12 protein-coding genes are annotated in these 14,532 nt (G+C 50.8%); 2 read left to right on the plus strand and 10 right to left on the minus strand.

Going from position 1 to position 14,532, the window contains the following annotated elements; translation table 11 throughout:
* Positions 1–41 precede the first annotated feature (41 nt).
* The gene (locus F557_RS0113510; RefSeq protein ID WP_019002754.1) at positions 42–791 is read right to left on the minus strand and encodes a hypothetical protein; all 750 of its coding nucleotides are present in this window, start codon (positions 789–791) and stop codon (positions 42–44) included.
* Positions 792–1,050: 259 nt separating this feature from the next.
* Here F557_RS0113510 and F557_RS0113515 point away from each other — a divergent pair, with 259 nt between their 5' ends.
* Entirely contained in the window at positions 1,051–1,458 is a 408-nt protein-coding gene (locus F557_RS0113515) for a hypothetical protein (RefSeq protein WP_019002755.1), read from the plus strand.
* A 409-nt stretch (positions 1,459–1,867) separates the two neighbouring features.
* Positions 1,868–5,425 (plus strand): protein kinase domain-containing protein, encoded by a 3,558-nt coding sequence (locus F557_RS21420; RefSeq protein WP_157617895.1) that lies wholly within the window; start codon positions 1,868–1,870, stop codon positions 5,423–5,425.
* 390 nt (positions 5,426–5,815) lie between these two features.
* Here F557_RS21420 and F557_RS0113530 read toward each other — a convergent pair whose 3' ends face one another.
* From F557_RS0113530 to F557_RS20055, 9 genes are read right to left on the minus strand one after another with little or no spacing between them, the layout of a single operon-like run.
* Entirely contained in the window at positions 5,816–7,006 is a 1,191-nt protein-coding gene (locus F557_RS0113530; RefSeq protein ID WP_019002758.1) for a type IV secretion system protein, read from the minus strand.
* 5 nt (positions 7,007–7,011) lie between these two features.
* On the minus strand, positions 7,012–7,758 hold the full coding sequence (locus tag F557_RS0113535) for a TrbJ/VirB5 family protein (RefSeq protein WP_044143544.1): 747 nt from the start codon (positions 7,756–7,758) through the stop codon (positions 7,012–7,014).
* Between the two features lie 2 nt (positions 7,759–7,760).
* The gene (locus tag F557_RS21425; RefSeq protein WP_019002760.1) at positions 7,761–9,140 is read right to left on the minus strand and encodes a TrbI/VirB10 family protein; all 1,380 of its coding nucleotides are present in this window, start codon (positions 9,138–9,140) and stop codon (positions 7,761–7,763) included.
* A 2-nt stretch (positions 9,141–9,142) separates the two neighbouring features.
* Entirely contained in the window at positions 9,143–9,604 is a 462-nt protein-coding gene (locus tag F557_RS0113545; protein ID WP_019002761.1) for a hypothetical protein, read from the minus strand.
* On the minus strand, positions 9,601–10,479 hold the full coding sequence (gene trbG / locus F557_RS0113550; RefSeq protein WP_019002762.1) for a P-type conjugative transfer protein TrbG: 879 nt from the start codon (positions 10,477–10,479) through the stop codon (positions 9,601–9,603). Before trbG ends, F557_RS0113545 begins: the two co-directional genes overlap by 4 nt.
* 16 nt (positions 10,480–10,495) lie before the next feature.
* Complete coding sequence (locus tag F557_RS0113555; RefSeq protein ID WP_019002763.1) at positions 10,496–11,227, minus strand: VirB8/TrbF family protein; 732 nt, start codon at positions 11,225–11,227, stop codon at positions 10,496–10,498.
* Entirely contained in the window at positions 11,214–13,763 is a 2,550-nt protein-coding gene (locus F557_RS0113560) for a VirB4 family type IV secretion/conjugal transfer ATPase (RefSeq protein ID WP_019002764.1), read from the minus strand. The genes F557_RS0113555 and F557_RS0113560 overlap by 14 nt, the downstream gene beginning before the upstream one ends.
* Entirely contained in the window at positions 13,756–14,127 is a 372-nt protein-coding gene (trbD, locus tag F557_RS20050; RefSeq protein WP_019002765.1) for a conjugal transfer protein TrbD, read from the minus strand. Before trbD ends, F557_RS0113560 begins: the two co-directional genes overlap by 8 nt.
* Before the next feature lie 20 nt (positions 14,128–14,147).
* Positions 14,148–14,504 (minus strand): TrbC/VirB2 family protein, encoded by a 357-nt coding sequence (locus tag F557_RS20055; protein WP_157617896.1) that lies wholly within the window; start codon positions 14,502–14,504, stop codon positions 14,148–14,150.
* Positions 14,505–14,532: the final 28 nt, after the last annotated feature.

Here is a 14,532-nt window from a genome sequence, read left to right on the forward strand (position 1 = left end):
GTTCTCAAAATAGGGCGGGGAAGGCGGAACCTTGTATAAGCTTACAACTTGAAATAGTAGGTCTGCCCATATTCCTTGCCGTCTATCAGAACATCAATGTAATGAAAGGTATCCGTACAACCTTTGGGTTCAGGATGGCATCCCTGATTACCGCAATTAGAAACGCAATGCCTGTCCTTAACATATGAAGCTTCAGAATTTCCGTAGCTAAGGCAGGTTTTCTTCTGAGATGGCCCATATGGTGTGTATACCGTCTCTTCGGAATAGCTGGTGCAGATTTTCTGAGAGGGGATGTATGCAGCCTCATTGAACTTAGCTGAAAAAGTGGAATTACTTAATCCGTTAAGGGATAATCCGTTGATAGTGTAATTTGTCATACAAGAGGAGAAAGATGGCAGGGGGAACTTGCCTTTCTTAATTCTTCGCAGCATTTCGTTATGGGGAGATCGGCACTGGTCTCCAGGAAATCCAGCAGGAAGACATAACCAAATGGCACAGCCGTTGTCGTAACTCTGATCCGTATTAGAAAGGGCGTTTTGCTGCTCATCATTCAGTCTATAGTAATCAATATCAACCTCCGAATCAGCATTGAGTGCCTCTGACACGATATCATCATTTACAAGAATCTCTGATTCAAGCAGTGGTGATGGATCTGTTTTCGCTATATTACTGTAAGCATTCTCAAACTCTTTGATGTCAACCGTGTCCGGCAGTATCAGTTCTTCTGCCGTTAACGGCGAACAGAAAAGACTTAGAGACAATAGTTGCAACACAAATACCGATTTTTGCATTATAGCCATCTCCTTAACAATCATGTTTTGCGATGGCTTATTCTATCACACCAGTTATTATTGTTATACCATTGCTGTCCAAGCATAAAACGCGAAAAGTATGGTCTTATGGGAAGTATTTTCTACTTCATGAATTTCTTGCATAGAGGTTTCAGATGCTTTACATCAGGCGCTTTTGATAATTTCTGAGTCCAAAAGGAATTGATTCCAACACCAAATATGAGTAGAATCGCCACCATTTCTTATGAGGTGTTTTGTTATGCTTAAGGCTTTGTTATTAGTTATTTCTCTTATTTTCCTCCATCCTGCATTTGCAGCAATCTCTGAGGATGAGGCATTAGACATGATTTTCGATTGTGACGCACAATCTAAATGGAAATATGAGGATGTACGAATGAAGAAAGCGTTCTACACTGTTGTCAAAAATCTGGCACAAGAGCATCAGGATCTTTCAGATTACCTTGATCTGTTGGCCGTGTGTTCAACTTCTCCGGAATGTGCCGACTATCCGCAAAATGGAGCTTTGAAAGCCTCCAAATACTGCGGAAAAACAGTGAGATTTTATTTTGAGGATACAAAGGAAGTCTTCATGAAAAGATCTGTCAATACGATAAGCGACAGCGTTCCTGCTAAGAAGAAACTTATCGAATTCTACAATAACCACTGATTTCATATTAAGAAAGCAAATTCTAACCCTGTAAGGGGACACAACTATTTTGCTCAACTTTATAGCCGATCCTTATGGTCGGCTTTCTTTTTTCCTGACACTTCGAATAGGCAGTTCTCTTTGCGGCAAGAGATATAAAAGACATCCGCAGTCTGCAATTGCAATACCACAACAAGGTACCCCCATTTGCGGTGGCTAGGTGGTTCTTCTTGCCTCCGTTCAGAGGGGGCACCACGTAACAAGGTATCAACGGGTGTCAAAAAAAATACTCCTTGACAGTGTTCCTGCTAATTCCCTGTTACAGCCTTATTTTACTACCTAATTCATTCTTTCCGTTCAAGAGTTTTGACATGGGGCAAAGGATTTTGTTTACTGATGCTGTCTAATCAGTATTCCCGTGAGGCCCGGTATGTCCGAAACCAAAATCAACTCATCACTGTCCAGCAAGTTCAAAAAGACTCAGGTAAACAGCATTCAGAAGCTCCCCGACATTACGGGGCATACTCTTGGCGAGTTTTATGCTGATTCAAGACTGGACATTGTTTCCGGAGAGGCGGATATCTACCTCTGCACCGGAACAGGGAGTCTCTCCGGGAAGAAATTCCTTCTCAAATACTACCGCCGGGAAAATGCCGTAAAGCCTGATGTGCTTGAAAAGCTGAAGGGCGTGAACAGTCCCTTTGTGGCTCCGGTGGAAGGCTTTGGCGAATACATGGGACATCAGTATGTGATTCGTCCGTACTACGAAATGTCTGCTCTCTCTGAACTTCTGGCAGAAGGTACCAGATTTTCCGAAGAAGAACTGATAACGCTCATAATCCCGTCAATTATCGATGGGCTGAAAGTCGTGCATGACGCAGGAATTCTCCATAAGGATCTCAAGCCCGCCAATCTGATACCTGATGACTCCGGAGAACATATTGTTCTTATTGACTTCGGCATCAGCTCCGATGCCGGGAAGAACACCTTTGTGGTAACCCAGACCGGCATGACTCCCTTCTACGCCGCCCCAGAAGCCATGCAGGGCATATTCCACAAGGAAACCGACTACTACGCTCTCGGCATTACCATTTTCGAGCTTTTCACCGGCTTCACGCCCTTCCAGAATCCCGAGCTTACCCCGGAGGAGGCGGCCAGGCTTGCTTCTGTGAGCAAAATCGAGTTCCCGAAAAACTTCCCGGAAGATCTCAGAAAGCTGGTTCTGGGACTTACCTACAAGGATATTTCCCACCGTGATGAGAAGGATAATCCCAATAGGCGCTGGGGCTATGACGAGGTCAGAAGATGGCTTAACGGCGAAGATGTGCCGGTGCCGGGGGAAATCTCGGCCTTTGCTGGTTCTTCATCTGGGACGACAGCATCAGGAGATCTGTTTCACGCTTACCGCTTTAACGGAAAAACCTACACTGCGGAGACGGATCTTTTAAGAGCCATGCTGGAGCAGCCGGAGGCAGGGCTAAAAGATCTCGGGCGGGGGTTTCTTTCCCATCACTACTATGCCTTCAGCGAGAAAAAGGGCACTCTCTGCGAATATGCCGAAAAGAAGCTGGCCGGAAAGAATCCGGGAAGTCTCTGGGCTAATACCAGAATTCTTTACGCCCTCATATACAGCCTTAATCAGGATGTCAGGGAGATCGGCTTTAACGGCCAAATTCTTAATTCCGTTCAGGATCTGGGCCGGGCCTTTATTGATGTGGCAACAAAGGAAGCTCTCAAAAACCATGGTCTCCGGGGCAAAAGCTATCCCTTAACCAGCACGGTAAAGAAGTTTGTGCTTTCCGGAATCCCGGAGGACTATGCCGTTACCATCCTTAAAAACACAGCCGTAAAGGATCTCTTTTCCAAAACCGCCTCTCTCTGGAAAAGCAATGAGCATGCCGAATCCGATACGGAGCTTGCCCTCATTCTGGGATACTCCCTGTGCGATGACCGGAGACTTCCCGTCGGGAGCAAAATCTATGAGAGCCCTGAAGCCTTCAGGAACGAGATGGCAGATCTGGTCAGTAAAGACCGCAGCGCCTACATGAAGCTTATGGAGACTGCCAAGAAGGATTTGGATTTTCTGGAAAAGAACCTTCCGGATCAAAAATCCCGGGAGGCCTTTTCTCAGGCTCTTAATGACGCCAAATGGGCAGTTTTCGGCGATAACGAATATCACTTCAAAAACGGGCAGGAGTTCCAGAGCTATATCCAAAAGCTGGTTAACGAAGAAAAGCCCTACGAGATCCGAAGCCTTCTGAATCGTTATAAAACTCCCTTGAAGCAGGTTTCGGAAAAGGTCTGGGGCACGGACTCTCTCGGTATCCTGCAAAAGACTGTAGCGGGCTTTATCCAGATCGGGGAATACCTCTTTACCGGAGAACCGGCTTTTCAGGACTTTATCACCGGAGTTTTGGAGAGGGGGAGAAAGGATCCCGCTTACCTCTTAAGCTTTGTGAAGGCTCACCGGGATTCTCTTGACAGCGCGGCCAGGACATTTCCGGGCATAAAGACAAACATCGCTGCCCTTTATGATGCAAATGATGCCGTGATTGTCTTTGATGAAGAGATGTTCCCGGATCTCCCGGCCTTTAAATCATTTGTAACAGATACCCTGAACCGCGGACAAAACGATCCCGGCTATCTTCTGGAGTTTGTGAAGCGGCATCGGTGCGCTATCGATGAACTTTGCAAAACTCCTGAATCCGGATCTGTTCTTAAACCCCTTACAGACGCTGCCGCAAGCCTCATAGTTCTGGGAAGCCGAATCTTTACCACTGTCCCGGTATTTGAAGCATATCTTAATGAGGTTATTGCAACAGGGCGTGAGGATCCCGGCTATCTTTGCCGTTTTATAAAGAATCACAGCAAGGAGCTTTCCGAGCTCCGCCGGGACAGCCGGTGTAAGTCGATCCTGAACGCTCTTTATACCGCAAGAAACCAAATGGTGGCTTTTGATGAGTTCGTCTTCAGATCCGCGGAGGAGTTCCGGGGCTTTATGGATCAGATCTTAAGCACTGGAAAGGACAACCCTTCCTATCTCCGGAGGTTTGTCCGGGAGCATGAGAAGGCCCTTGCCGCCCTTAGTAACGTCAGCGCCCTTGCGCCCGTGGTTGCCCCGGTTATCGCCGCCGGAAACATCGTTATCGAGCTTGACGAATATGTGTTCAAAGATGCCGCAGGTTTGACAGGATTTGCCAGAGAATTAGCAGAAGAAAGCAGTAAAAAGCCTCTCCGGGGATCTGATTTTGTCCGGGAGCATAAAGCAGGATTGGAGGCTCTTAAGAACGCTGAAGCGTTAGCCCCGGCGATAAAAGAACTGGAGGCCGCTAATACTTGGGAAAAGGGGGCTGCCATTATGGTTAATGGTACCAAATATTCGCCAATGCTTTTTACACCTGAGAGTGTCAAGAAGGGGGCTTATATAAAGTTCGGGAGCTATCCGAAAAACAATGACGATGACAAAGAGCCCATTGAATGGCTGGTTTTGGAGGTGAATGACCAGGAAGCACTGCTGGTGAGCCGTTACGGCCTTGATTGCAAACAGTATCATCACGAGTATGTATCCATGACTTGGGAGCAATGCGATCTTCGAAAGTGGCTTAACAGTGAGTTTCTTAAGACGGCCTTCGCGGAGGAGGAACAGCAAAGGATCAAGCTCTCAGAGGTGGTGAATGACGATAACTGGGAACATCGTACCCGTGGCGGAAATGATACCCAGGACCGGGTTTTTTGTCTCAGCCTCGCGGAGGCGGAACGTTATTTTAAGAATGACAGTGAAAGAAGGTGCCAGCCTACGGCCCTGGCCAAAGCACATAGGGCTTATGATAATAACGGCTGTTGTATTTGGTGGCTGCGGTCGCCGGGCAATAATCGGAACTACGCATCGTTCGTGGCTACGGACGGCGTGCTGTACCCGAGTGGTCGCTACGTCAGCGATGATGACTGCGCTGTGCGGCCCGCTTTACGGCTAATCTGGAATCTGTAATCTTCTAATCTGGGAATCAGCCGCCGCGGCGCAAGCCGCGGAATCTCGCGCGGACTAGCCGCGCTTCCTCTTCCGCCCGCTTGCGGGCGACGGCACATTTTTTGGAGAGCCAGGGATAATTTCCGGGAGATACTGCATGACCGAAACCAAAGTTAATTCCTCCTTTCTCAGCAAACAGAAACGTTCAGCCCTCAATAAATCCAACTCCTTGCCTGACCTCTTACCTGAAAAACTCCGGGAGAGTTTCAGGCAGAGCGGAATATGGATATCCCCTCCGCAAAGGCTGATGTCAGCCTCTGTTCCAGTACCGGAAGCCATGACAGATGAGCATTTCCAGATAGTTCAGATAACCAAATTACAGCCAGTGCAAAGACTGGCAGTCAATACCGTTTAACGAACCTTGGTGGCATCCCTTATGGGATTGCTCCCGCTCCCGGATGATGATGAACCGGCAGAAGAAGGGGAGACAGAGCCAGAACCGGAGGAACAGCCGCCTCCGCTTCCTCCTGCGGCACCGAGGAATATATCGGTTTTGTTCGTTTCCAGAGCAGCCGTTGCCGCTGCCGAGCTGCCGCCCGAAGCCACAGCGGCAATGGTCTTTCCGACGGTCATGGCAATGGCGGCAGCGGTAATGCCCGAAGAACTGATATTGCCTCCCTGAATAAGCTCGGCAACCGCCTTGGGAACTGAGAACGAAATCATGAACAGGATGAATACCAGCCCCAGAATGTTCAGGATCTGCGTGAGTTCAATGGATTTTATCTCTGTGACATTATCCAGGAAGCCTTTGGTGTAGTCATAACCAAGTCCCTGACAGATATCGCGGCAAATGCTGATGACCACCTCTCCGATAAACGCAATGGCCATGAACTGAAAGCCCAGCGAGATAAACCCTTTGAGGTAATTCATGGCATAGTGATTCGTGAATGAAAGGCCGCCAAAGCCCACGGCGAACATTCCCGCAGTTAGCACAAACCAGCTCTTGATGATGGTGATCATCATGTTGATCGCAATGGCAATGATAATCATCATCACGGCAATGGCCGATATTGCTATGAGGGCGGGCGTAACCGGACTCAGCACTCCCACATTCTTTAAGCTCATAAATGCCACGCCGGTAAAAACTCCGGCATCCTTGAAGAGTTCCGTGATCATGTCTCCCACGCTGGTGCTGCAAACCGGTGTGTACGGCGGATAAGGAGCGGGGGTACAGGTTTTCACAATGCCGATAAATTCCTGACTGGCGGAGATAAATGTGCCGGGGCCTTGCTGAAGGACAAACAGAAAAAATCCCAGCGTCAGAATGACCTTTACCGTTTCAAGACAGAATTCCTGAAAGTTCGCCCCGCGGAAGAGAAGCTTCACGCCTACAATGAAGGTATTGATAACGGCAAGACTCAGAAGCAGCGATTCGGCCTTTTCGACAATGGTGGCTCCAATGCCCAGTATTTTATTTTGGAGCACATCCAGAATATTGTTGTCGAGGCTCCCCATATTCGCCAAGTCCTCATCAGCCCATGCGTAACTGAACAGGGCTGAAAGAGCCATCGCCAGAACAAATGACATTCCTTTCATTTTCATGGCGCTTAGTTTCCTGAACCGGTTCCGGAGGAGGCAGCAGGGGACTCCAGCACCTGATTTCCGATTTCCCGCAATTCAGGCTCCTGGACAAACTGCTGCTGATACCGCTGAATCATGAGACTCTGAGCCTGATTCTTGGCAAGCTGTTCCCGAAGCTGAATGCTCATTTTCGCATTAAAGGCTTCCAGTTCGAGGAGCTTTGCGAGAACCTCTCCCTGAGTCTGCGGGTTCCCGCCGGTAATGCTGCTTAACGTGTCATAATCATTCTGAATTTTGGCCTCCGATTCCTCGGTATTCACCTGAATGGATTCATCCATCAGCCGGTTAAGGTTCTGGATCAGCGCGACCTTGCGGGTATTAAGCGCCTTCACATCGTCAACGGAACAGCTCTGCCCGATGGCGCACTTGCTTTTCAGGGTAGCTTCTACAAGCTGAAACTGTTTCAGAACATCGGCAAGAGAATTGTATTTCCCCACGAGCTCGTTATATTTTCCGGCGGTCTTTTTGTAGGCGGCAATGTCAGCATTGATCCTCCGGATCACGGAAAGGCCGGGAACCTCGATCCTTTTAAGTCTCTCGATATCGTTGTAATACTGGTTAAGCTGAACATCCAGCTGCTCAAGCTGCGTTAAGTAGTCGATAAGCTGCTGGGTAACTACGGGAATGTCCACCACGGGGAAACCGGCCCATGCGGGACTCGAGACCGCAAGGCTCAGAGCCAGAAGGGCGGCAGATAAAAGGGATCTTTTCATAATCATCTCCTGTAAGGACGCGGGAAGGTAATGTCCTTGTTCACGATAATGTTGAATCTGTAGCCGTTTCTGATTTCCAAAGTCGGCTGAATGTCCATGTGCTTCTGAATGACATTTGTGGTGGTGGCTCCCATCTGCTGCCCCACGCTTTCAGCCATGGCGGAGCCTGCGGATTCGTCATTCTTATCGTAATGGTACTCGGAATAGGACACAGCTCCGGACACCAGAGAGAGCAGGAAGGCGTGCTTCAGGAGCTTCCAGTAATGATCGTTCACTTGATCAGAGAATCCGGCATAGCCGCTGACATCGGAACCGGGCATTTTTTCAAGATCCAGCGTCTGACCGTTGGGGAAGACCAGACGGTTCCACACCACAAACACCCTTTCCTGACCAAATTTGATCTGCGAGGCGTAAGTCCCGAAAAGCCTTGTTCCCTGCGGGATCAGAAGGTTTCTTCCGGTGAGAGAATCAAAGACGTTAAGAGACACCTGTCCGATAATCGAGTTCGGCAGATCCGAGTTTACGCCGCCGATCATAACGGCAGGAATAACAAAACCAGTGGACAGGGTAAGAGCGCCCTTGGAGGGCTGCACAGCTTCCTGAAGCTGCCATCCTGACAATGAAGAACCGGCAGGGCCGCCTTCATTCTTTGCCGTTACCGCAGATCCGGAAGCAGGGCTTCCACTGCCTTCCACGCCAAGAATTTCCTTGGCGATCTTCATCTTTTCCTCATACGAGGAGGCTCCCTGCTTCTGCCGGATCAGGGCCTGCATTTTATTGTAATAGGCCATCTTTTCCTCATAGGAAGCATCCGGCCCCGGCTTCTGGGGCATCATGGCAGTATTCTTCCGGTATTCCTGAGAGTTTTTGGCAATATTGAGGTCATTCGTTCTCAGGGGAGCGTCCAGAGCCTGCCTGAACCGCTGCGTCCGGAGTCTCATGTAGTCCTCGATGCGGGGATCCGCTTCCATCTTCATAACGGGATCATCCGCAGGGATAGCCCTTACAGATTCGGGAATGCCTCCTTCCATCCCGGCAACGGGAATGGTGTTTCCGGTTTCGGACGGGATCAGCGTTATCTGAGGCACATTATCAGGCTCTCTCTCCGGAGCCTGAATGCCGTAATCCAGAGCCTCCCGGATCCTTTCCGGAGAGTTATCGGCATTGAGATTCCGCTCCGATACCTGCTGAATGACTTCTTCCTCCGGCTCCGGCGGCGGACTTTTCTTCCGGTTTACCGACCAGATAGTGACCACGATGAAGGTCGTCAGCACGGTTAAGATGATAATGAGCGGGATCTTGGAGATTTTTCTGACGCCGCTCCCGTTATTTCCGTTTCCGCTGTCGGGAGAGGACGGCGCCGAAGTGTCCGGTTCAGCCATAACTACCTCCTTACCGACCAGACCGATGCGGGAACGATCTTCCCGGCATTTGCAGAATAAAGCCGCGTAAACTGCATGCTTCCGATGTTGATCACCACATGGAATTTACCGGGATTTTTGTCCAGATTTGACAGGGCGTAGGTTAACGGCAGAAAGGAAGAATCCTCGTCAGGCGTCCCCGTGGTGGCCGAGAAGCCATGCTGGCGAAGTCCTTCCATGAGGCTCCGCCCGAAATAGTCCCGGGGATCCAGTTCCGCCGTATTTGAAAGCCGGATCTGAGTTTTGGCAGGAGGGAGCACGGTAGAGATCTTCTGCACCGCATCATCGGTGATAAAGGCAATGTACCGGTACGAGTACCCCTGTTCCTCAATGTAGGTGCCGTTTTGTCTCGCCGTAGCGGAGCAGCCTGTAACGAGAAGGGAGGACACGGCAAGAAAAGCGATGGCGGGTATCACGAATTTCATGGCTTTGTTCTCCGGATCATGACCTTCTTCTGGTCTGAACCCACACCGGCGATAAGCTCGCCCTCATAAAACACCGCGTCTATGATGTAGCGGCCTTCGCTCATGCGATAGTTAACCAGCTGATCCACGTTGGACGAATCCTTGGAGAAACGGGTAACCAGAAATGCGGGAGCCTCGGACACCGCCACTTCCTTCGGCATCTCGATCACGGTTTTCCTGCCGTCGTTGTAAACCCGGGCCGGACTCCAGGACACATGATCCCCTTCGATCTGATACTCAAAATCGAGATTGGCCAGATAATCTCCGGAGGGCAACGTATTTCTTTCCCTTTCTGCCGTTTTTGCCTCCTTCTTGGCCATGAACTTCGCCAGAGCCTCCTCGGGATAAACGAAGGAAACCTGCGGCATATAGTCCGATCTGGTGGAGACAAGATTGATATGGTAGATCCGGCGGTTGGTGGTTAAGACCATGTTGGTTTTAAGCCCAACGTCCAAGGGCTTAAAAAGCACGTGCTCCACCGCGGAATAACCTTCTCCCACAATGGCGGGTTCAGTTTCCCAGCGAGCGGAGTCCCCGAGGTATATTGACGAAACCACTTCCCCCGGCTGCAATGCAATGTCGCAGACCCGAAGCAGGGCGCAGACCACGGAAGTTTTCTGGGCGCCGTAAACGTAAACCACATAGCCGTTCTCGCCCTCGGAAGGAGGGATCCCCGCCCGGGTTTCGATCTTCTGAGACAGGGCCAGAGCCTTGATCTCGTTATCGGTAAGCTCAATTTCCGGAGCATCCCCGACATAATAATCCATATCGTCCAGCGCCCATGCCGAAGCAGCCGGAACGGCCAGCATAAGCAAAGGAAGCAGCATTTTCTTCATTACAAACTCTCCGTTATTATTTTGAAATCTTCTGGTATGAGAAATCGATGACATAAAGGCCGATGGGGTTTTTCATGACTGACTCGAAACTGGCCTTCTGGTTATCAAGAAACTTAATCTGCACCGTGCCCTTGTAAATCAGGTCGGAAATGCGTTTGCCCGTGGTGTCGCGGGTAACCTCGTTCCATTCCACGCTGTAGGTCTGATCGGTAATGGGCAGAATGGCGTACACCGTGACATTGCGGCTGATCTTTTTGGTAAGCTCCATCACGGACAGCGAAGGATCCCGGGGCATATAGAGATCCGTCATTTTCTGGTAGGCGGGATCGGTTTTCAGCATCTTGGCATACACCGAATCAATGAGCTTAGCCTGCATCTGCCCGTCAAAAACCACGGTGCGGGACGCGGTTACAAAATCGCTGATCATGAGATTGATAATCCGGGGATCGTTGTTTCTGACCGGCTTCATAACCTCGTCAAAGGACACCCGTCCCAGATTGTCAACCCTGACCACATAAGGGATGAAGTGGTTCTGACTGGCAAAGTAAATCACTCCGGCAACGGCCAGAAGGGTGCTCATGAGAGAGCCAAAGGCCACGATCTGCCAGAGCTTTCTCAGGGCCACCTGACTGCTGATATAGTCGTTCCACGTCCGCCGGGCCGAAAGATACGGATTCCGGTTCGACACGGCTTCGCTGACGTCGGCTTCCGTTTCGGCAATTTCAATTCTGCGGTCATGACTGAACATTTTCGTAACTCCCTAAATCAATGCCTTTGTATTCAAGATATTTCCGCACCCAGTCATCGCCGTATCTTTCCTTGAGCTCCCGGATCCGCCGGATAGCCGGTTTATCAGAAACGGCAACAAAGGAAAGGGCGAGCTTTTCCAGAGCAAGGCTGAAGAGCCGTTTTCCCTTCGGGCTTGCGAAGTAATACTCGAGCTTCGGAACGGCGTTGGCGATGATGCCGATTTGCGTATCGCTGAGACCGAGGGAGCGATAAAGCTCCTTCACCTGTTCGTTGTCCCGGGCTGCGGGATTGGGCAGGAAGATCTTGGTGGGACAGGATTCGTTGATAACTCCGAGAATGCCGGAATCCTCCGCATCCTGAACGGATTGCGTCGCCAGAATCACGGCGCAGTTGGCCTTGCGAAGCACCTTGAGCCATTCCCGGATTTTTTCCCGGAAAACCGGGTTTGACAGCATGAGCCATGCTTCGTCCAGCATAATGACGGCAGGCTGTCCCTTGAGATTGTCCTGAATCCTCTTAAAGAGATACAAGAGCACCGGGATGCGGAACCGGTCATTAAGATTCATGAGCTCCTCGATCTCGAACACCGTGAAGGAGCTCAGGGAAAGACTGTCGCTGTCCGCGTCCAGCATGAGACCTCCCGCGGATTCCCCGATGTAGTCATTCAGTGCGGCGCGGAGATCCACGTCCTGAAGAGCGGTATAAAAGGCCGAGAAGGTGGTTTCGCCGTTCTCGTGCATGGTATTCAGGGCATTAGCGATCTCAGATCGCTTTTCCGGCGTGAGAGCGATCCCGTTAAGCTCGAAAATGGCGGCAGTCCACTCCGCGGCCCAGGCTCTTTCATTTGCCGTTTCCAGATACTTAAGGGGACAGAACCTGAGATCCGAGGATTCCGCGGCGATTTCATAATGCTGACCTCCCGCGGCTTCGCAGAGACAGTAAAGGCTCATGCCCTTGTCAAAGCTGAATATGGTCATCCCGGGATAACGGCGGAACTGAGCTGCCAGAGTCGCCAGCAGGGTGGATTTTCCGGAACCGGTAGGGCCGAGAATGAAGGTGTGTCCCAGATCCCCGTAATGCAGGTTAAGCCGGAAAGGGGTTCCTCCCGAGGTAACGCAGTGCATGAGCACCGGAGAATCCTTGGGATAAAACGGGCAGGGCGCCGCGGGATCTCCCGCCCAGGGCGACGAGGACGGGATGGCATGAGCAAAATTCAAAGTGTTTATGAGAGGGCGCCTGATATTGCAGGTGCCGTTGGAAGGGAGGCTTCCGAGATAGGCTTCAATGTTGTTTACACTTTCGATCCGGGCAGAAAACCCAAGTCTCCCGATGGCCTTTGCCACCTCCAGAGCCTCATTTTGCAACGTTTTCCGGTCATGGTGCATGAGCACGATCACCGAGGTGTAGTAACCGGCCCCGGCGAGATCCGAGCTTATCTCTGCGGAGAAGGCATCGGCATCCTCCGTCATGGCCACGGCGTCCTGATTGACGGTTGAAGAGGGCAGATTGAAGAGCTGAGCCAGAAGGCCCCTTTCCTTCTGCTTCCATTTCCTGCGGTGTTTCTTAATTTCGGCCAGAGCAACATGCTGATCCAGAAATATGAATCTGGTGTCCCAGCGGCAAGAACAGGAAAGGCAGGCAAGGGAATTCAGAATTCCGGCGTAGCTTTGCAGCGGAAACCCGTCAATGGCGACGCACTGGATAAACTTGTCCCCGATTTTCGGGATCACGCCGGAATAAAAATCATGTCCCCCCAGCACGGAATCGAGGAAGAAGGGATTAGCGGGGATCCTGACGGCAGAAAGGGAACCCGTGATGCAGAAATTGATAAAGGCCAGCTCGTCATCATAGGTTTCCGGTCTTTCGGCATCGTCATAAACCGTGTAGGCATGAAGCCGTTTCAGGGTGGGGATCCCGAGAGAGAGCCTGCTTATCAGGGCATTTAAGTCATTTTTGAACTTCGCAAGGATCTCGTCAGCCCGATGGCGTTTTTCAGTATCGGAATCGGTGTACATGATCTCGATAAACTTCTGAGTGGCCAGCTTCGGCGGCAGATAGGTAATCGTGAGGACAAAATAGGACTCAAACATGAGGCCCCTGTCGTTAAAGAAGCGTCTCCGTTCCTCGTCTATGGCCCGGGTTACCGGATCCGGAAAAAACGACCGTTCCGGCCCTTCATACTTCTGAGACTCCTCCCGGACGGCATCAAGGTGCAGAATCCAGCCGTCTCCGAGAGACAGGACTGCGGCATTGATGTAGTTTGCGAAGGCATCCCGTTCCTCTTGAGAAGCGCTGTCCGTATCGCCGCAGGTGTAGTAAAACGAAGCCGAGAGGCTGCCGTCCTTCCCTAGAACTATGCCGTCCTCCACGAGAGCGGCATAATTGAGGAGATCCGAAAAACCTCTCTTCTTGCTCCGGTGAGTGCTGAGCTTCTCCGAGGAGGATGTTCTCACAATAAGCTCCGCCAGAACAAAAATAAAGGCAAAGCCAGCGAGAGCGAAGAAGAACACAATGACGTAATAGAACTCAATCATTTCCGGATCCTTCCCGCATACTCACGTTCAAAGCGCCCTTTCTGCTACGGGACTTCCGTAACAGCGCCAGAGCTTTTTCCTTTGCCGTTTCCGGCTCGTAAACAAAAGCGCTGGTTTTGGCGGAATAGTACGGAGCGTACCGGATATAGCGGAGATAGGTCTCCTTCATGAGAGGATCGGACTTCCGCATAAGACGGGTAGCAAAGAGGGCGAAAAACCAGAGACAAAGCCCGAATGACACAGAAACCGCATTCGGGACAAGGAGTATCAGCGTAGCTGCTATGACCATCGCTGACATTACGATTTCCCGATCCCCGCCGAGGAAATCCGAAACCCGATTGCATGACCGATGAACGGTGATCATAGCTGCCAGGACTCCGCCAATCAGGAAAGGGCGATAACGTGATGATCCGGGACAACGTATGTGATCACGGCCCCGGTGGCGTTATCCTTCTTGCCGGTAAAGACTTCCAGAAGAGATGAACCGGAAATGAGGAATGCCACCACAAGCACCATGTAGCAGACCGATTTCAGGAAACCCGAGATCTCGCCTCCGAAAATCAGCATCGCTCCGGCGCCCACCATCCCGATAATGGCCAAAGCTGTGGCCACAGGGCCGGTAAGGCTCTCCTTCACGGTTTTAAGGCCATCCTCCCACGGGAGATCAGTGGCAAAGGCGGGATCGGCAAAGCCTGCCACGCAAAGAGCCAGAACAAACAGCATAAGGGTCTTAAGGTTCATGATAAAAAACTCCTTCATAACAAAACAA

This window comes from Succinimonas amylolytica DSM 2873 (genome assembly GCF_000378405.1).
GTDB lineage: Bacteria > Pseudomonadota > Gammaproteobacteria > Enterobacterales > Succinivibrionaceae > Succinimonas > Succinimonas amylolytica.

Excerpts from the sequence above, each read along its gene's own strand:
- F557_RS0113545 (WP_019002761.1), bottom strand. The coding sequence starts at position 9,604 with ATGAAATTCGTGATACCCGCCATCGCTTTTCTTGCCGTGTCCTCCCTT.
- F557_RS0113555 (WP_019002763.1), bottom strand. The coding sequence starts at position 11,227 with ATGTTCAGTCATGACCGCAGAATTGAAATTGCCGAAACGGAAGCCGAC.
- F557_RS0113530 (WP_019002758.1), bottom strand. The coding sequence starts at position 7,006 with ATGAAAATGAAAGGAATGTCATTTGTTCTGGCGATGGCTCTTTCAGCC.
- F557_RS0113515 (WP_019002755.1), top strand. The coding sequence starts at position 1,051 with ATGCTTAAGGCTTTGTTATTAGTTATTTCTCTTATTTTCCTCCATCCT.
- F557_RS0113510 (WP_019002754.1), bottom strand. The coding sequence starts at position 791 with ATGCAAAAATCGGTATTTGTGTTGCAACTATTGTCTCTAAGTCTTTTC.
- F557_RS0113535 (WP_044143544.1), bottom strand. The coding sequence starts at position 7,758 with ATGAAAAGATCCCTTTTATCTGCCGCCCTTCTGGCTCTGAGCCTTGCG.
- F557_RS20055 (WP_157617896.1), bottom strand. The coding sequence starts at position 14,504 with ATGAACCTTAAGACCCTTATGCTGTTTGTTCTGGCTCTTTGCGTGGCA.
- trbD (WP_019002765.1), bottom strand. The coding sequence starts at position 14,127 with ATGATCACCGTTCATCGGTCATGCAATCGGGTTTCGGATTTCCTCGGC.
- F557_RS21425 (WP_019002760.1), bottom strand. The coding sequence starts at position 9,140 with ATGGCTGAACCGGACACTTCGGCGCCGTCCTCTCCCGACAGCGGAAAC.
- F557_RS0113560 (WP_019002764.1), bottom strand. The coding sequence starts at position 13,763 with ATGATTGAGTTCTATTACGTCATTGTGTTCTTCTTCGCTCTCGCTGGC.
- trbG (WP_019002762.1), bottom strand. The coding sequence starts at position 10,479 with ATGAAGAAAATGCTGCTTCCTTTGCTTATGCTGGCCGTTCCGGCTGCT.
- F557_RS21420 (WP_157617895.1), top strand. The coding sequence starts at position 1,868 with ATGTCCGAAACCAAAATCAACTCATCACTGTCCAGCAAGTTCAAAAAG.